The sequence below is a fragment of the Streptomyces sp. HM190 genome, assembly GCF_009857135.1.
Classification (GTDB): domain Bacteria; phylum Actinomycetota; class Actinomycetes; order Streptomycetales; family Streptomycetaceae; genus Streptomyces; species Streptomyces heilongjiangensis.
Genome location: NZ_CP047318.1, coordinates 4,421,032 through 4,438,223, shown reverse-complemented (window position 1 = coordinate 4,438,223; position 17,192 = coordinate 4,421,032). Strand labels below are relative to the sequence as shown.

Annotated in this window: 16 protein-coding genes and 1 pseudogene; 9 read left to right on the top strand and 8 right to left on the bottom strand. The window is 70.1% G+C overall.

What is annotated here, in order from left to right; genetic code table 11:
* Positions 1-34: 34 nt before the first annotated feature.
* The 4 genes and pseudogenes from GSY65_RS18895 to GSY65_RS18880 all read left to right on the top strand — a co-directional run bounded on the left by GSY65_RS18895 (position 35) and on the right by GSY65_RS18880 (position 1,436).
* On the top strand, positions 35-181 hold the full coding sequence (locus GSY65_RS18895; protein WP_159770178.1) for a hypothetical protein: 147 nt from the start codon (positions 35-37) through the stop codon (positions 179-181).
* A gap of 199 nt (positions 182-380) precedes the next feature.
* On the top strand, positions 381-575 hold the full coding sequence (locus tag GSY65_RS18890; RefSeq protein ID WP_159770175.1) for a hypothetical protein: 195 nt from the start codon (positions 381-383) through the stop codon (positions 573-575).
* Between the two features lie 72 nt (positions 576-647).
* Positions 648-776 (top strand): annotated as a pseudogene (locus GSY65_RS18885) (transposase); the annotation flags it as partial.
* 165 nt (positions 777-941) lie between these two features.
* Positions 942-1,436, top strand: coding sequence for an LURP-one-related/scramblase family protein (locus tag GSY65_RS18880; RefSeq protein WP_159770172.1), 495 nt, complete (start codon positions 942-944; stop codon positions 1,434-1,436).
* A 43-nt stretch (positions 1,437-1,479) separates the two neighbouring features.
* Here GSY65_RS18880 and GSY65_RS18875 read toward each other — a convergent pair whose 3' ends face one another.
* A complete protein-coding gene (locus GSY65_RS18875; RefSeq protein ID WP_159770169.1) occupies positions 1,480-2,298 on the bottom strand; it encodes a carbon-nitrogen family hydrolase in 819 nt (272 codons plus the stop codon).
* A gap of 234 nt (positions 2,299-2,532) precedes the next feature.
* Here GSY65_RS18875 and GSY65_RS18870 point away from each other — a divergent pair, with 234 nt between their 5' ends.
* Positions 2,533-3,357 (top strand): maleylpyruvate isomerase family mycothiol-dependent enzyme, encoded by an 825-nt coding sequence (locus GSY65_RS18870; protein WP_159770166.1) that lies wholly within the window; start codon positions 2,533-2,535, stop codon positions 3,355-3,357.
* 66 nt (positions 3,358-3,423) lie between these two features.
* Here GSY65_RS18870 and GSY65_RS18865 read toward each other — a convergent pair whose 3' ends face one another.
* Both GSY65_RS18865 and GSY65_RS18860 read right to left on the bottom strand, forming a co-directional pair.
* On the bottom strand, positions 3,424-4,737 hold the full coding sequence (locus tag GSY65_RS18865; RefSeq protein WP_159770163.1) for an MFS transporter: 1,314 nt from the start codon (positions 4,735-4,737) through the stop codon (positions 3,424-3,426).
* Positions 4,734-5,420 carry a GntR family transcriptional regulator gene (locus GSY65_RS18860; RefSeq protein ID WP_159770160.1) on the bottom strand — a complete coding sequence of 229 codons (687 nt, stop codon included), beginning with the start codon at positions 5,418-5,420 and terminating at the stop codon, positions 4,734-4,736. The genes GSY65_RS18865 and GSY65_RS18860 overlap by 4 nt, the downstream gene beginning before the upstream one ends.
* Before the next feature lie 406 nt (positions 5,421-5,826).
* Between GSY65_RS18860 and GSY65_RS18855 the strand changes: the two genes are divergently transcribed.
* Both GSY65_RS18855 and GSY65_RS18850 read left to right on the top strand, forming a co-directional pair.
* Entirely contained in the window at positions 5,827-6,678 is an 852-nt protein-coding gene (locus GSY65_RS18855) for a D-alanyl-D-alanine carboxypeptidase family protein (RefSeq protein WP_159770157.1), read from the top strand.
* 175 nt (positions 6,679-6,853) lie between these two features.
* A complete protein-coding gene (locus GSY65_RS18850) occupies positions 6,854-7,927 on the top strand; it encodes a BRO-N domain-containing protein (protein WP_159770154.1) in 1,074 nt (357 codons plus the stop codon).
* A 115-nt stretch (positions 7,928-8,042) separates the two neighbouring features.
* On the opposite strand, the gene GSY65_RS18845 is transcribed toward GSY65_RS18850, so the two are convergent.
* The 4 genes from GSY65_RS18845 to GSY65_RS18830 form a co-directional block, all read right to left on the bottom strand.
* Positions 8,043-9,494 (bottom strand): dihydrolipoamide acetyltransferase family protein, encoded by a 1,452-nt coding sequence (locus tag GSY65_RS18845; protein ID WP_159770151.1) that lies wholly within the window; start codon positions 9,492-9,494, stop codon positions 8,043-8,045.
* 11 nt (positions 9,495-9,505) lie between these two features.
* Complete coding sequence (locus GSY65_RS18840) at positions 9,506-10,519, bottom strand: alpha-ketoacid dehydrogenase subunit beta (protein ID WP_443043237.1); 1,014 nt, start codon at positions 10,517-10,519, stop codon at positions 9,506-9,508.
* Positions 10,516-11,745: a pyruvate dehydrogenase (acetyl-transferring) E1 component subunit alpha gene (gene pdhA, locus GSY65_RS18835; protein WP_159770148.1), complete on the bottom strand. Its 1,230-nt coding sequence runs from the start codon at positions 11,743-11,745 to the stop codon at positions 10,516-10,518. The genes GSY65_RS18840 and pdhA overlap by 4 nt, the downstream gene beginning before the upstream one ends.
* Before the next feature lie 439 nt (positions 11,746-12,184).
* Positions 12,185-13,756 (bottom strand): protein kinase domain-containing protein, encoded by a 1,572-nt coding sequence (locus GSY65_RS18830; RefSeq protein ID WP_159770145.1) that lies wholly within the window; start codon positions 13,754-13,756, stop codon positions 12,185-12,187.
* Between the two features lie 391 nt (positions 13,757-14,147).
* Here GSY65_RS18830 and GSY65_RS18825 point away from each other — a divergent pair, with 391 nt between their 5' ends.
* The gene (locus GSY65_RS18825; protein WP_159770142.1) at positions 14,148-15,794 is read left to right on the top strand and encodes a protein kinase domain-containing protein; all 1,647 of its coding nucleotides are present in this window, start codon (positions 14,148-14,150) and stop codon (positions 15,792-15,794) included.
* A 118-nt stretch (positions 15,795-15,912) separates the two neighbouring features.
* On the opposite strand, the gene GSY65_RS18820 is transcribed toward GSY65_RS18825, so the two are convergent.
* Positions 15,913-16,455 (bottom strand): bacterial proteasome activator family protein, encoded by a 543-nt coding sequence (locus GSY65_RS18820; RefSeq protein ID WP_159776144.1) that lies wholly within the window; start codon positions 16,453-16,455, stop codon positions 15,913-15,915.
* 184 nt (positions 16,456-16,639) lie between these two features.
* Here GSY65_RS18820 and GSY65_RS18815 point away from each other — a divergent pair, with 184 nt between their 5' ends.
* Positions 16,640-17,050, top strand: coding sequence for a hypothetical protein (locus GSY65_RS18815; RefSeq protein WP_236579878.1), 411 nt, complete (start codon positions 16,640-16,642; stop codon positions 17,048-17,050).
* The last annotated feature ends 142 nt before the right edge of the window (positions 17,051-17,192 follow it).

Here is a 17,192-nt window from a genome sequence, read left to right as displayed (position 1 = left end):
TCGAGGCGATAAGGCGCGGCTGGACCGGCCGACGTTGCTGGCGGACGCCCAGGCGGCGCTGGCCAGCACGCTGGACCTGCTGGAGGGGCTGCGGCGGGCGTGCAGGGTGCTGACCGGGCGGCTGGGGGACAGGTGCACAGTTGACCTGCTGGACGAGGGCGGCTGGTGCCGCGGCAGGTGACGTCTGCCCGTCGAGGAGCGGCGTCCGGTGCGTGCTCTCGGCGTGCCCGGCGCACGTCCTCGTACGGGATGTACTCGGGCTTGTGCCCGGTGCGGCGAGAGTGCGTGCCGGGCGTCGCCACGGGGCGAACGTTGCCTGATGCGGCACTAGGGCGTGTGGATCACTTCCGCGGGCCGAGGTTGTCGTTGATGATGTCCATGTGTCCAACCGCATCAGCGCTCTGATCTCGGCCTTCGGCGTCCTTGCCGGCGTGGTACTGGTCGTTGCGGGCGTTCGTGAGTACCACTCTGGCGCGTCGGTCCTCTGGCTCGTGGCTGGAGCCGTGATCTTCCTCAGCGCTTTGTACGCGCTCGTGCGGGACGTGCGGCGGCTTCGGACTGGGCCAACCGCCTGACAGCGGCGCCGTTCCAACCAGCTCTGCCAGTCGTTGTTCGTGTGTGCCGTTGACTGACGCGCGCAGTGGGCGCGAATCGAACCGTTACTCCCGGATCGGACACCGCGGCAGGGTGGCCGGTGGCGGGATCACCGAGAAGTGATCGACGCGATCGCCTGGAAGTTCCGGACGGGATCGCATCTGGGAAACGCGCGCCCCTGATCCGGCGGCTCATCGAATGCGGCGGGGCACAGTTCGACACCGTCGCCGGACACAGCGGACTCGGGCCGCTGCGAGCCTCCGCGCACCACTGCACCAGGAGAGCGGACTGAGCCCTTGGGCCCATGGACGACGTTTCGGAGCGAGCCAGGGGGAACGCCTGAGGGCATGAGATTCCTCGTACGCGACCGGATCCTCGGCATCGGTGACGACTACTGGATCGAGGACGAGCACGGCAGGAAGGTCTTCCTCGCCGACGGCAAGGCCCTGCGGCTGCGGGACACCTTCGAACTGAAGGACTCGGCGGGCCGGGTCCTGATCGACATCCGGAAGAAGATGTTCGCGCTGCGCGACACCATGGTGATCGAACGGGAGGGCGAGCCGCTGGCCACGGTGCGCCGCAAGCGCCTGTCCCTGTTGCGCAACCACTACCGGGTGTCGTTGACGGACGGCACGGAACTCGACGTCAGCGGCAAGATCCTCGACCGCGAGTTCCTCGTCGAATACCAGGGCGAGGCCCTCGCCGTCGTCTCCCGCAGATGGCTGCACGTCAGGGAGACCTACGGCCTCGACGTCGTGCGCGACGACGCGGACGCGTCGCTGCTGATCGCCGTGACGGTGTGCGTGATCAACCTGGCGGAACGGGAGAGGGGCATCGGCTGAGGAAGCGAGGGAGGGCTGTGCCGCGGCCGACCGGGCCGGTGGGTCAGCGGCGCGGGGTCTCCAGGCCCAGCAGCCGGTCCTTGAGGGCCGGGAACTGCTCACGGGTCGCCGCCACCTTCGCCGGGTCGAGGTCCACGGTGAGGATCTCCTCCCCGGAGCCCGCCTCGGCCAGCACCTCTCCCCACGGGTCGACCACGATCGAGTGACCGGCCTGCGGAACTCCCGCGTGCGTGCCCGCCGTTCCACAGGCGAGGACGTACGCCTGGTTCTCGACGGCCCTGGCCCGGGCCAGCAGGGTCCAGTGGGCGCGGCGCCGCTCGGGCCAGCCGGCGGGGACGACGAAGGTCTCGGCGCCGGCGTCGACGAGGCCGCGGAACAGTTCGGGGAAGCGGAGGTCGTAGCAGGTGGCCATGCCGAGGGTGGTGCCGGGCAGCCGGACCGTGACCAGGTCCGCGCCCGCGCCCATCAGGACGGCCTCGCCCTTGTCGAAGCCGAAGCGGTGGATCTTCCGATAGGCGGCGGCGAGGTCACCGGAGGGGGAGAAGACGAGCGACGTGTTGTAGAGGGGGCCCTCGCCCGCGGCGGAGCCGCTGTCAGGTGCGGCCCGTTCGGGGATCGAGCCGGCGTGCAGCCAGACACCCGCGTCGGCCGCCGCCTCGGCCATCGCCTCACGGGTGGGCCCGTCGAGCGGCTCGGCCTCCGCGGTGAAGGATTCGTACGCGAATGCGCCGGTGGTCCACAACTCCGGAAGGACGACGAGATCGGCTCCGGCCTGCTCACGGACCAGCGAAGCGACCCGGCGCCTGCGCGAATCGACCGATTCACCCTCATCTACACCGATCTGAAGGAGCGAGGCGCGCACACTACCACCGTCCTGGCATTCGAGCCGTCAAACACGGGCCTACGATCGTCACACGAAAGCACTGCCGGGGTGCCGCACAGCAGCGTAACTTAACGTTCCACAGCACCCACTGACCGCCGCCGACGCCCACTCACCGCCACCAACGCCGACGCCCCCCACTGAAGACCACCCGCCACGTAGCCGACACGCACCGACCGTACTGACACGTACCGACCGCCCGAGGGGTCCCGTTCCGTGAGTCTGCATCCCACTCTTCAGCCCTACGCCGACGCCTGGACCCACGCAGTGGACGCGATAGCCGAGTTGGTGGCACCGCTCGTGGAGGGCGAGTGGAACAGGCGGACGCCGTGCCCCGGCTGGTCGGTGCGCGACGTGGTCTCCCACGTCATCGGCATGGACTGCGAGATGCTCGGCGACCCGCGGCCGATCCACACCCTGCCGCGCGACCTGTACCACGTGCGCACGGAGCACCAGCGGTACATGGAGATGCAGGTCGACGCCCGCCGCCACCACACGGCGCCGGAGATGACGTCCGAGCTGGAGTACACGATCATCCGCCGCAACCGCCAGCTGCGGAACGAGTCGCGGCAGCCGGACCACAAGGTGCGCGGCCCGCTCGGCACGGAACTGACCCTCGAACAGGCCATGCGCAACCGCGCGTTCGACACATGGGTCCACGAGCAGGATCTGCGGGCGGCGCTCGGCCGGCCGGGGAACCTGGACTCGCCGGGCGCGTACGTCGTCCGCGACGAGCTGCTCTCCGTGCTGCCGAAGGTCGTCGCGGAGGACGCGCAGGCGCCGCGCAGCTCGGCCGTCGTCCTCGACGTGCACGGCCCGCTGGAGTTCATCCGCACGGTCCGCGTCGACATCCAGGGCCGCGGCACCCTGGAGACCTCGCCCGCGCTCGGCCCGGCCGCCACGCTGACCCTGGACTGGGAGACCTACGTCCGCCTCGCCTGCGGCCGCGTCACCGCCGACGCGGTCGCCGACCGCATCAAGGCGGAGGGCGACCCCCACCTGATCGCGGCCATCCTCCACGCCTTCGCGGTGACGGTGTAGCGGACGGCGGGCGGAGCGATGCCCGCTCCGCCCTCCCCCCCTCGCACGACCCTCGGCGCCGGGCCGTCACACCGGCACGTGCACGGTCTCCACGCGGCTGGCGACCAGGCGTTCGCGTTCGCGGCGGGCCGCTCGGGCGCGCAGGCGGAGGATCTGGGTCAGGCCCAGGGCCTGCAGGACGAAGACGACCGAGAAGGCCGCGCGGTAGTTGTCGTTCGTGAGGTCGAGCAGGACGCCCACGGCCAGCAGGGTCGTCATGGAGGCGACGAAACCGCCCATGTTGGTGATCCCGGAGGCCGTGCCCTGACGTTCCGGCGGGTTCGCGGGGCGGGCGAAGTCGAAGCCGAGCATGGAGGCCGGCCCACACGCGCCGAGCACCGTGCACAGGACGATCAGCAGCCACATCGGCGCGTGGTCGCCGGGGTGGACCAGCGTGGCCGCCCAGACCGCCGCCGTGGCGAGCACCGTGCCGAGCGCCAGCGGCAGCCGCGCCGCATGGTGCCGGGCGACGATCTGCCCGTACACCAGTCCGACCACCATGTTGGACAGGACGACGAGGGTGAGCAGGTCACCGGCGGTGGCCCGGTTCAGCCCCTGCGCCTCCACCAGGAACGGCAGCCCCCACAGCAGCAGGAACACCATCGCCGGGAACTGCGTGGTGAAGTGCACCCACAGCCCGAGCCGGGTGCCCGGCTCCCGCCAGGACGCCGCGATCTGACGCCGCACGTACGCCGCTCCCTGGTGCGGGAACGGCGCCGGTTCGTGCCCGTCCGGGTGGTCCTTCAGGAACAGCAGGGTGAGGACGAGGACGACGAACCCGGCGACGGAGCTGCCCGCGAACGCCGCCGTCCAGCCCACCCCGTGCAGCAGCCGGGCCAGCACCAGCGTCGACACCAGGTTGCCCGCCATGCCGGCGAGCCCCGCGAACTGCGCGATCAGCGGCCCGCGCCGGGCCGGGAACCAGCGGGTGCCGAGCCGCAGCACACTGATGAACGTCATCGCGTCACCGCAGCCCAGCAGCGCCCGCGAGGCCAGCGCCATGCCGTACGACGGCGCGAGCGCGAAGCCGATCTGGCCGGCCGTGAACAGCACGACCCCGAGGGTCAGCACCTTCTTCGTGCCGAGCCGGTCCACCAGCAGGCCCACCGGTATCTGCATCCCCGCGTACACCAGCAGCTGGAGGATCGAGAACGTCGACAGGGCGGAGGCGCCCACATGGAAGCGGTCGGCGGCGTCGAGGCCGGCCACCCCCAGCGACGTACGGAAGATGACGGCGACGAAGTACACCGAGACGCCGATGCCCCAGACGGCGAGGGCACGGCGGCCCCCGGGCGGGTCTCCGGGCAGCGTGGCGGACGGGGACGGCGCGGGGCGACTCAACGGACCTCCCCCCGCGCCAGGTTGGAGAACCAGCTCACATGCCGGTGGACAAGGTCGACGGCCGCCTCCGCGTCACCCGCGCGCAGCGCCTGGAGGATCTCCTCGTGCTCGGTGAGCGTCTTGGTGATGCGGTCGGGGTGGGCGTGCATCACGGCCACTCCCATGCGCAGTTGCCGGTCGCGGAGCTGGTCGTAGAGGCGGGAAAGGATCTCGTTGCCGCCGCTGCGGACGATCTCGGCGTGGAAACAGCGGTCGGTGACCGCCGCCCCTGCCAGGTCCCCGGCGGCCGCCTGCGCCTTCTGCTGTTCGAGCAGCTCCTCCAGGCGGGCGATCAGCCGCGGTGAGGCCGGGACCGTCTTGCGGACCGCGTGCTCCTCGACGAGCTGCCGGGTCTCGACCACGTCCGCGATCTCCTGCGCGGAGACCGGCAGGACCAGCGCGCCCTTCTTCGGGTAGAGCTTGATCAGCCCTTCGACCTCCAGCCGCAGCAGCGCCTCCCGCACCGGCGTCCGGGACACGCCGACCGCGTCCGCCAGCTCGCCCTCGGTGAGCAGCGTCCCGCCCTCGTAGCGGCGCTCCAGAACACCCTGTTTGACGTGCGCGTACACACGGTCGGCGGCGGGGGGCTGCTTGACGGCCGAGGCTGCGGGCGGACGGGGTTTCGAGGGTGCTGCGGAGGCCATGCCCACAGCATAGATACAACACGTACGCATCGCTCGCCCCGTCCACGATCCGGAATGACGACGCGCCGACCCGGAATGACGATGCGCCGATCCTGAATGACGGCCCGCCGACCCGGGACGAAGCGCCGCCGACCCGGGAGGGACCTCCACCCCGCCCAGAGGAAAGCCTCCTCCCAAACCCACCCTGACCCTCCCGGAAGGCTGTGAGATGGACCTGAATTGACCCCCGCGCCACCCGCGGCACAACCTTTTGTGCTACTCACTTGTCACACGAGAAGCGGCCCTGCTGTGCCTGCCGACCCGGCTCCCAACCGGCCGCGCTCCTCAGACATTTGACACAATCGGGGTACTTGACTTGATTACCGCCATAAAGGGTGCACGTGCCCGCAGAGCCGCAGCCGTAGTCATGACCACCGGCGCGCTCGTCGCGACCGGCGTTCTGGGCTCCGCTCCCGCGCAGGCTGCTCCCGCGAAGCCGACGATCACCGCCATGGGCGGGTTCGTGATGAACAGCGGTACCGGCAAGAGCCTTTACACCAAGGCCGCCGACACGAAGCGCTCCACCGGCTCCACCACGAAGATCATGACCGCGCTGGTCGTGCTCAGCCAGTCGAACCTGAACCTCGACAGCAAGGTGACGGTCCAGAAGGCGTACAGCGACTACATCGTCGCCAACAACTACGCCTCCAACGCCAAGCTGATCGTCGGCGACAAGGTGACCGTCCGTCAGCTGCTGTACGGGCTGATGCTGCCGTCCGGCTGCGACGCCGCCTACGCCCTCGCCGACAAGTACGGCAGCGGCTCGACCCGTTCGGCCCGCGTGAAGTCGTTCATCTCCAAGATGAACAGCAAGGCCAAGAGCCTCGGCCTGACGAACACGCACTTCGACTCCTTCGACGGCATCGGCAACGGCGCCAACTACTCGACGCCGCGCGACCTGACGAAGCTCGCCAGGGCCGCGATGAAGAACTCCACGTTCAAGTCGGTCGTGAAGACGAAGTCGTACACGGCCAAGACGATCACGAAGTCGGGCGCGACCCGCACGATGGCGCCGTGGACCAACACCAACCCGCTGCTGGGCACCTACAGCGGCACCATCGGCGTGAAGACCGGCTCCGGTCCGGAGTCCAAGTACTGCCTGGTCTTCGCCGCCACCCGCAACGGCAAGACGATCATCGGCACGGTCCTCGCGTCCTCGACGATCGACAACCGCGCGGTGGACGCCAAGAAGCTGCTGAACTACGGCTTCGCGGTCTGATCCGGGACACACCCGCAGGACATACGAAGGGGGCCACCGCCCAACCGCGGTGGCCCCCTTCGTCGTTCCGGCCGCAAGCCCATCATGCGATCTTCGCTCGCGATAGTGAACATTATCCATTCGGCTGGCATATTCGATCTCCTCCGCCCTACGTTCCGCTGCGGAGGTGGTTCACATGATCGAACCGAGCAAGCACCAACCCGACCCCCGGACCCAGCACGACGCCATCGACGTCGGCGACTTCGTGTACGCGGCCACCGGAGCCCGAGTCCGCCGGCTGACCATGCCGGACGGGACGCATTGGTTTCCGGCGGTGGACGTGTGCAAGGAATTGGGGCACACCAACCCCCAGAAGGCACTCTCGGACCACGTCCCGGAGGACCACCGAGACAATCTCGAGACCCTAACTGGAGGTTACGGTCTCGGCATTCCCGCAGGTAGAGAGTGGCGCCGAGACTTGAACGTCATCTCTCTGCAAGGTCTCATCCTGCTCGTAGGAGCCTGCACCAAGCCAGAGTGCGCGCCCTTCAAGCAATGGGTCGCCGAAGTGATCGAGACCATTCAGCGCGAGGGCTCGTACACCCTGGAGGAGGCCGAGGTCCAGCCCGCCGGCCCCGGAGCGCCCATCGCCTACGCCATGCCCGAGCAGATCGCAGACGCCATCGTCCGGCTGGAGGAGCGCAACCTCCAGGCCGACGAGCAACTGGCGATCGCCCAGCAGAAGTCACTCGCGCTGCAAGAGCAAATGATGGCGACGCAACAGACGATGCTCGAGACCCAGCAACAGATGGTGGACACCCAGCAACAAATGCTGGACACCCAACAACAGATGCTGGGGACGCAGCAGCAGATGGTCGAGATGCAGCGCGCCGGCCTCGTCGCCCAGCAGGCCATGGCCCAGGCCATGGAGCGCATCGCCAACCGGCTCGACGCCCTCGCCGTCGAGCACCCGACCCCTTCCGCCACCGCCTTCGAGGCACACCCCACCACCGAGTCCGTGCTGGCCGACTGGCGGGAGCGGCTGTCGGTGACGGCGGACGTCTGGACCGTGGCCGTCGTGATCGCCCCCGTGCTCGTCGAAGAGGGTGCACTGCGTCAACCGCTGGAGGCGATCGCCGCCCGTACGGGGCTGTCCGTGCAGCGCGTCAACGACTGCCTGCGGCTGCTGCGCAAGCACGCCTGCATCCGCCCCATGGGCGCGACGGAGGACGGCGCCCCGGTGTACGTGCTCAATCAGGGCTGGCAGTGAGCGCTGATCAGCAGCGCTGACAGGGCCGGAGCGGGGACCACGGACGAAGGGGCCGGTCGCAAGACGAATTTGCGACCGGCCCCTTCACCATGAGCCTATCCGGCACAAGGCGGTGTCACGCCCAGGTGATCAGCCTCTTCGGCTGCTCCAGGATCGCGGCGACGTCCGCCAGGACCTTGGAACCGAGCTCCCCGTCCACCAGCCGGTGGTCGAAGCTGAGCGCCAGGGTCGTCACCTGACGCGGCTTCACCTTGCCCTTGTGGACCCACGGCTGCGGCTTGATCGCGCCGACGGCGAGGATCGCCGACTCACCCGGGTTCAGGATGGGCGTTCCGGTGTCGATGCCGAAGACACCGACGTTGGTGATGGTGACCGTGCCGCCCTGCATGGCGGCCGGGGAAGTGCGGCCCTCCTTCGCCGTCGCGACCAGTTCGCCCAGGGACTCGGCGAGCTGCGGCAGCGTCTTCGCGTGCGCGTCCTTGATGTTCGGCACGATCAGACCCCGCGGGGTGGCGGCGGCGATGCCCAGGTTCACGTAGTGCTTGACGACGATCTCCTGGGCCGCCTCGTCCCAGGATGCGTTGATGTCCGGGTTCCGCTTGATCGCGACGAGCAGGGCCTTGGCGATCAGCAGGAGCGGGTTCACCCGCAGGCCCTGCATGTCCCTGTCCTGCTTCAGCTCCTCGACCAGCCTCACCGTGCGCGTCACGTCGACGGTGACGAACTCCGTGACGTGCGGCGCTGTGAACGCCGAGCCGACCATCGCCGCGGCCGTCGCCCTGCGGACGCCCTTGATGGGGACGCGGGTCTCCCGGGCGCCGTCGTACGACACCGCCGGCGCCGGGGCGGCGGCGGGGGCCGCGGGCGCGGCGGGCGCCTCCACGACGGGCTCGGGCGCCTTCGGCCGGGCCACCGCCGCGTGGACGTCCTCACGGGTGATGATGCCGTCGGGGCCGGACGGGGTGACCGTCGTCAGGTCGACGCCGAGGTCCTTGGCCAGCTTGCGCACCGGCGGCTTCGCCAGCGGGCGGGGCGCGGTGGCGCCGTGCTGTCCGTGGCCGTTCAGCTCGCCCTGGACGGCCTGGAGGGCGGTGGCGCCGTACAGGGTGTCCTCGACGGGCGCCGCGACGGGCGGGACGCCCTTGCGGGGGCGCCGCTTCGTGGACGACTCGGCGACGCCGTAGCCGACGAGGACCGGCTTGCGGCCCTCGGGCTTGGCCGGGGCGGCCGCGGGCCGCGCCGGGGCGGCGGGCTCGGCGGCGGGCTGCGCGGGCGCCGCCTCCTCGGCCGGTGCGGGGGCGGCGCCTCCCGACACGTCCACCGCGATGATGGACGTGCCGACGTCGACGGTGGTGCCCTCGGGGAAGTGCAGGGCGCGTACGACGCCGTCGTACGGGATGGGCAGTTCGACGGCGGCCTTCGCCGTCTCGACCTCGCAGACGACCTGGCCGTCGGTGACGGTGTCACCGGGCTGGACGTACCACTTGAGGATCTCGGCCTCGGTGAGTCCCTCGCCCACGTCGGGCATCTTGAACTCACGCAGGGACGTGTCTGTCATCGTCGTCACGGACCTCTCCCTCAGTACGCCAGCGAGCGGTCGACGGCGTCGAGCACCCGGTCCAGACCCGGCAGGTACTCCTCCTCGAGACGCGCCGGCGGATACGGGGCGTGGTAGCCACCGACCCGGAGGACGGGGGCCTCCAGGTGGTAGAAGCACCGCTCGGTGATGCGGGCGGCGATCTCGGCGCCCGAGCCGAAGAAGACCGGGGCCTCGTGGACCACGATCAGCCGGCGGGTCCGCTCCACGGACGCCTGGATCGTGTCGAAGTCCAGGGGGGACACCGACCGCAGGTCGAGGACCTCCAGGGACCTGCCCTCCTCGGCGGCCGCGTCGGCGGCCTCCTGGCAGAGCTTCACCATGGGGCCGTAGGCGGCGAGGGTGAGGTCCGTGCCCTCACGGACCACGCGGGCCCTGTGCAGGGGGCCGGGGATGGCGTCCGGGTTGACCTCGGCCTTGTCCCAGTAGCGGCGCTTCGGCTCGAAGAAGATCACCGGGTCGTCGCTCTGGATGGCCTGCTGCATCATCCAGTAGGCGTCCGACGCGTTCGACGGCGAGACCACCTTCAGGCCCGCCACGTGCGCGAACAGCGACTCGGGGGACTCCGAGTGGTGCTCGACGGCGCCGATGCCGCCGCCGTAGGGGATGCGGACGACGACCGGCAGCTTGACCTTGCCCAGCGAGCGGGCGTGCATCTTGGCGAGCTGGGTGACGATCTGGTCGTACGCGGGGAAGACGAAGCCGTCGAACTGGATCTCGACGACCGGGCGGTAGCCCCGCAGGGCGAGGCCGATGGCGGTGCCGACGATGCCCGACTCGGCGAGCGGGGTGTCAATGACCCGGTCCTCGCCGAAGTCCTTCTGGAGGCCGTCCGTCACCCGGAACACGCCGCCGAGCTTGCCGACGTCCTCGCCCATGACGAGGACCTTCGGGTCGGCTTCGAGGGCCTTGCGCAGCGATTCGTTGATCGCCTTGGCCAGCGCCATGTTCTTCGGCACCGAGATCGACGCCGATGTCGCGGTCTGCGTGGTCATCGCTCCTCGCCCTCCTCTGCGTCCACGTCGGCGAACGACGCCTGGTACGCGGCGAACTGCGCGCGCTCCTCGTCCACCAGCGCGTGCCCGTCCGCGTACACGTTCTCGAAGATGGCGAAGTGGTCGGGGTCCGGCATGGCACGCACCACTTCGCGCACTCGCCTTCCCAACGCCTCGCTCTCCGCTTCGAGTTCCGCGAAGAATCCCTCGTTCGTGTCCGTTTCGGACTCCAGGTAGCTGCGCAGGCGCGCGATCGGGTCCTTCGCTTCCCAGGCCACCCGCTCGTCGTCGTGGCGGTAGCGGGTCGGGTCGTCGGAGGTGGTGTGGGCGCCCATGCGGTACGTGTACGCCTCGACGAGGGTGGGGCCCTCTCCCCGGCGGGCGCGCTCCAGCGCCCACTTGGTGACCGCGAGGCAGCCCAGGACGTCGTTGCCGTCGACGCGGACGCCCGGGAAACCGAAGCCCTGGGCGCGCTGGTACAGCGGGACCCGGGTCTGCTTCTCGGTGGGCTCGGAGATCGCCCACTGGTTGTTCTGGCAGAAGAACACCACGGGGGCGTTGTAGACCGCGGAGAAGGTGAACGCCTCGGCGACGTCGCCCTGGCTGGAGGCGCCGTCACCGAAGTAGGCGATGACCGCGGAGTCGGCGCCGTCCTTCGCGACGCCCATCGCGTAGCCCGTGGCGTGCAGCGTCTGGGAGCCGATGACGATCGTGTAGAGGTGGAAGTTGTTGCTGTTGGGGTCCCAGCCGCCGTTGTTCACACCGCGGAACATGCCGAGCAGGTTGGTCGGGTCGACGCCGCGGCACCAGGCGACGCCGTGCTCGCGGTAGGTCGGGAAGACGTAGTCGTCCTCACGGGTGGCGCGGCCGGAGCCGATCTGGGCGGCCTCCTGGCCGAGCAGCGACGCCCACAGGCCCAGCTCGCCCTGGCGCTGCAGGGACGTGGCCTCGGCGTCGAAGCGACGGGTCAGCACCATGTCGCGGTACAGGCCGCGCAGCTCGTCGTCGGTGATGTCGGCGACGAACGGGTCGTACTGCGCGTTCTTGACGCGCTTGCCCTCGGGCGTCAGCAGCTGGACGAGTTCGGGCTCGGAGCCTCCGGTCGTCTTCTTCGCAGTGGCGCGCCTGGTGCCGGTGGTGCCGGCCGCCTTGCTGCCGGTGCTGCCGGTCTTGCCTGCGGCGCTGCGTCGCGTCGTCTTGCGCGCGGCAGTGCTCTCCACGGTCACGTGTGCTCCTCCGTCGGTCCGGCCCCCGGGATTGCCGGTAGACCAGTGCGGCTCGCCTGATCCCGGAACCCGTGCACGGGGTGGGTGCCCTTGGCCGGGAACAGACGTGACAGGTGCCCCGGCGAGCGCCCTGCACGAGGCACGTTACCCAGTGCTCCACATTCCTGTGAAACCCCTACTGACCTGCGATTTTCCTTGGATTTCCAAGTATTTCGATACTAGGAGATCCAAGTAAGTCACGTCGGTGGGGAACACCTGCTGGTCACAGCACTGGTTACAGCCTGACAGGGGGCCGGAACACCGGCACGTTATCCCGGCCACCCCGGCCACGGGAAGACTTCACTTTCGAGGGCCGTTAGGGGTGGGTCGCGTCTCCCCGTACCGACCCCGTACGAAACACCCCGACGAAAGAGGCCCCCGAAAGGGGGCCTCGCATCCGTCACTCCTCGTTGCCGCCGGTGACAGCGCCCGTCAGACCGCCGGCGTCGGCGCCGCCGCTCTCCTCGTTCGGCGGCGGGCTGTCCGTGGGCTCCGGCTCCTGAGGAGTCGTCGGCTCCTCCTCCGGGGGCTCCTCGCTCGTCGGCTCCTCGGCGGGCTCGCTCTGCGTGGGCTTCTCGCTGAAGCTCGGCGTCTGCGGGACCGAGGGCGTGTAGTTCTGGTTGTTCCCGGAGTCGGTGCTGCCACCCGAGTCGTCCTGGCTCTCCTCGGCGCTCGGCGACTCCTCGTCCTTGTCGTCCTTGCTGGAGGAGGAGGCCGACGGCGACTTGGTGACCTCGTTGCCGTTGCCGGTCTTCTCGCCGCTGCCGTTCACCGCCAGGGCGACGCCCGCCGCGATCGCGATCACGGCGAGGACCGCGAGGATCCACAGCTTGCCGCGGCCGCTGCCCCGGTTGCCGTTGCCCTCGAAGCCGCCGTCGTCGCGGCCGCCGCCGTAGCCGGGCAGGATCGGCTGCGGGATCTGCGAGGTGCCCATCTCGCCGGGGTGGGGCATGACGGTCGTCCCGGCCATACCGCCCGGCGGGGTGTGCCGGCCCTCGTGCATGGTCACGGGCCCGGTGTTCCAGGTGCCGGTGTGGCTGCCCTGGTCGTACAGCATCTCCAGGCCGTACTGGACGAGGCCGCGCATCTCCTCGGCGGTCTGGAAACGGTCGTCGGGGTCCTTGGCGAGGGAGCGCATGACGAGGCCGTCCAGCTCCGGCGGGGCCGCCTGGGCGACCTCGGAGGGCGGGACCGGGATGTCCTGGACGTGCTGGTAGACCACCGACAGCGGGGTCTCGCCGACGAACGGCGGGCGCAGCGCCAGCAGTTCGTAGAGCAGACAGCCCGTGGCGTACAGGTCGGAGCGGTGGTCGACGGCCTTGCCGAGCGCCTGCTCCGGCGACAGGTACTGGGGCGTGCCCATGACCATGCCGGTCTGCGTCATCGTGGTGGACGCGCCGTGCAGGGCGCGCGCGATGCCGAAGTCCATCACCTTCACGGCGCCGTTGGTGGTGATGATGACGTTGGCCGGCTTGATGTCACGGTGCACGATGCCGTGCTGGTGGGAGTAGGCGAGCGCCTCGAGGACGCCCGAGACGATGATCAGCGCCTGCTCGGGGCCGGGTGCCTCCGCGTTGAGCAGCAGGTCGCGGATGGTACGGCCCTCGACCAGCTCCATGACGATGTACGGCACGGGGGTGCCGTTGACGACATCCTCGCCGGAGTCGTAGACCGCCACGATGGAGTGGTGGTTGAGGCCGGCTACGGACTGCGCCTCGCGGGTGAAGCGGGCCTTGGAGATGGGGTCCTCGGCGAGGTCCGAGCGCAGCAGTTTGACCGCGACCGTCCGGCCGAGGCGCACGTCCTCGGCCGCGAACACCTCGGCCATGCCGCCCCGGCCGAGTCTGTGCGTCAGCCGGTAACGACCGTCGCCGACAAGCCCGCCGCTGCCCCACTGCTCCGGCGCATCTGACATTCCGCCGCCAGTCGCCTCGGGGTCGGACGGGCCCTGAGAGCGCTGCTGCTGTGCCATCAGTCCTCGCCGTCGTTTCTGCCCGCGGTCCGCGCGGTTCTTGTTACGGTCTCCGTCGGCCACGCTACAGCCTTCCCGCAAGGGGACGGTCCGACTTGGACGCGCGACCGGCAACGAGGGGCTCGGGACGGATTCAAGGTGGATTCGGGGATTGACCGGCCATGAAACCCGCCCCGCGCGCACTCGTGCAAGTTCTGTGTACCGGGCGTACGCCCCCTGTAACGCTTCCGCGACGCTTCTTTCGCGTACGGTCACGGAACGGGCACCACGCTTGACGTGTCAGTGCCCTGGGGCAGACTTGGCCGGGAATAGCACAAAGGATCACCAGGATTCACCGATCGCGGACGCCTCGCCGAAAGGCTCCGCGCGCGCCGATGGGGGACGCAGGAAGATGAGCCAGGACGCCGCACAAGGCCGGTACGCGGGGCGTTCGCTCGCCGGCGGCCGCTATCAGCTGCGTGACCTGCTCGGTGAGGGCGGTATGGCATCCGTCCACCTCGCGTACGACTCTGTGCTGGACCGACAGGTCGCTATCAAGACACTTCACACCGAGCTCGGCCGTGAACAGGCCTTCCGTGAGCGCTTCCGCCGCGAGGCGCAGTCCGTGGCGAAGCTCACCCACACGAACATCGTGTCGGTCTTCGACACCGGCGAGGACGAGCTCGACGGCATGGCCACGCCGTACATCGTCATGGAGTACATCGAGGGCCGGCCGTTGGGCTCGGTCCTCGACGCGGACATCCAGCAGCAGGGCGCGATGCCCGCCGACAAGGCGCTGAAGATCACCGCGGACGTGCTGGCGGCACTGGAGATCAGCCACGAGATGGGCCTGGTCCACCGGGACATCAAGCCGGGCAACGTGATGATGACCAAGCGCAATGTCGTCAAGGTCATGGACTTCGGTATCGCCCGCGCCATGCAGTCCGGTGTCACGTCGATGACGCAGACCGGCATGGTCGTCGGCACCCCGCAGTACCTCTCGCCCGAGCAGGCCCTCGGCCGCGGCGTCGACGCCCGCTCCGACCTGTACTCGGTCGGCATCATGCTGTTCCAGCTGACGACCGGACGGCTGCCGTTCGAGGCGGACTCGCCGCTGGCCATCGCGTACGCCCACGTCCAGGAGGACCCGGTCGCCCCCTCCTCGATCAACCGTTCGCTGCCGCCGGCCGTGGACGCCCTCGTCGCCCGCGCGCTGAAGAAGAACCCGAACGAGCGGTTCCCGAGCGCCGAGGCCATGCGGGACGAGTGCCTGCGGGTCGCCGCCTCCCTCCAGCCGGTCGCACCGAGCATCGTGCCGGGCGCCCAGACGTCGAACGGCGCAGGGGTGTCGTCGGCGGTCTTCCCGCCCATCGACCAGACGGGCACGCCGCAGTCGGGCAGTGTCCAGACGCCGTACCAGCCGCCGTCCTCGGGCGGGTTCGGCCACCCGACGCCCACGCCGACCCCCGCCCCGTCGTACGGCTATCCGCAGCAGGGCGGGTACCAGTCGCCGCCGCAGACCTCCGCGTACGCGCCGCAGCACGGCGCGGCCACGCCGCCGCCGTACACCATCGCGCCGCAGCAGTCGTCCCTGTCGGCCGGGCACTCCGGGGGCGGCAAGAGCAACAAGGGTGTCGTCATCGGCGCGATCGTCGTCTCGCTCGTCGCGATCGGCGGTCTGATCACGGCCCTCTCGCTGAGCGGCGGGGACGGCGAGGGCGGGGACAACGGCGCGAAGGCTTCCTCCTCCCCGACCGTGGTGGAGGGGCACAAGGGCCCCGACACGTCGAAGGTCGTCGAGACCTCCGAGTGCACGGACCCGACCGAGTCCTACAACGACCCCGAGAAGGTCGAACTCCCGGACTTCACCTTCAAGAACATCGACTCCGTGAAGAAGTGCCTCCAGGCCGCGGGCTGGGAGTACGACACCAAGGACGTCGACGAGAACACGTACGGCGAGGACACCGTCATGGAGCAGTACCCCGCGGCCAACGAGGACGTCGACCCCAAGCAGATGCCGACGATCGTCCTCAAGGTCTCCACGGGCAACCCGGCCTGACACCGGCCGTCCGACTGTCACCGGCCGTCCATAGACGGAGAAGGGCCCGGCACTTCGTGTGCCGGGCCCTTCTCGTGCCAACGGTGGGGGTGTCGCGGGCCGCGTGGGCCGTGGAGATCTAGAGGTACGGACCGCCCGAGCGGCCGAGGGTGCGGGGGTCGTCGTCCCCCTCCGGGCCGCCGACACCGGGGGGCAGGGCGCGCCGCATCTGCTCCAACTGGGCCCGGGCCGCCATCTGCTGGGCGAACAGCGTGGTCTGGATCCCGTGGAAGAGGCCTTCGAGCCAGCCGACCAACTGGGCCTGCGCGATCCGCAGTTCCGCGTCGCTCGGGATCGCCTCGTCGGTGAAGGGCAGGGACAGCCGTTCGAGTTCCTCGACCAGCTCCGGTGCCAGCCCGTCCTCCAGTTCCTTGACCGAGCTGGCGTGGATCTCCTTCAGCCGGGCCCGGCTCGCCTCGTCGAGGGGTGCCACCCGCACCTCCTCGAGCAGCTGCTTGATCATGCTGCCGATGCGCATGACCTTCGCGGGCTGTTCCACCATCTCCGTCACCGGAACCTCGCGGGAGTCCTCTTCTCCTCCACCGCCCACCGCCATTCCGTCCTGGCCCACGACCAGGATCTGGGGCTGTTCGGGCGACCGTTCGTTCCTCGGCATCTCCATGCCGTCATTCTCTCGCACGCGTACACCTCACCACTGTGGCGCCCCCCGACGCAGGGTGATCCGCCGCTCACGCACGAGGGCCGGTCGCCGCCGGGCGCCGGCCGGGCGGGACCGAGATGCCGGGGTGCGGGGCGCGTGTGACGCTGAGGTCGTGGTTGCTCGACTCAGGCTCTGTTCGTCGCTCGTGACGGGACTGGTCCTCGTCACGGGCCTCCTCATGGTCCCGGTGGCGGGCAGCGCGCCGTCCGTCCACGCGGCCGTCGAACCCGACCCCGCCTCCTCCTGGGCCGGCAGCCGCGCGGGAGAGGGCCGGGAGCGCCCGGGACGCCCGGACGCGGGGCTCACGGAGCCGGAGGACCCCTATGGGGCCTCCGAGGAGCCGACCGGGGCTCCGCACGACCCGGCGGGCACCACGACCGCGACCCCCGAGCCGTCGCAGGACGCCGCGCTGCCCGTCGCCTCACCCGCCGACCGGGCGGACGCGGAAGCACGCGAGGGCCCCGTACTGGAGGCCCTGGCCCTGGGCGGCGGCCTCATGCTGATGGGCATCGGCCTGGGCCTCGCCTTCGTGGGGCTGCGGATCCGGAGGGGCTAGGGCGGGTCCGGGGCTCCCCATGACATCGCCGAGGCTGCCTCGGTACGGCTCCTCGTGCGGCGTTCGAGTGGCGCGTACGGTCACTCGTACGGAGCCGTCCGGCGGCCGGTGCCGCCGCACGGTGGGAGCCGCCGACGGCGGG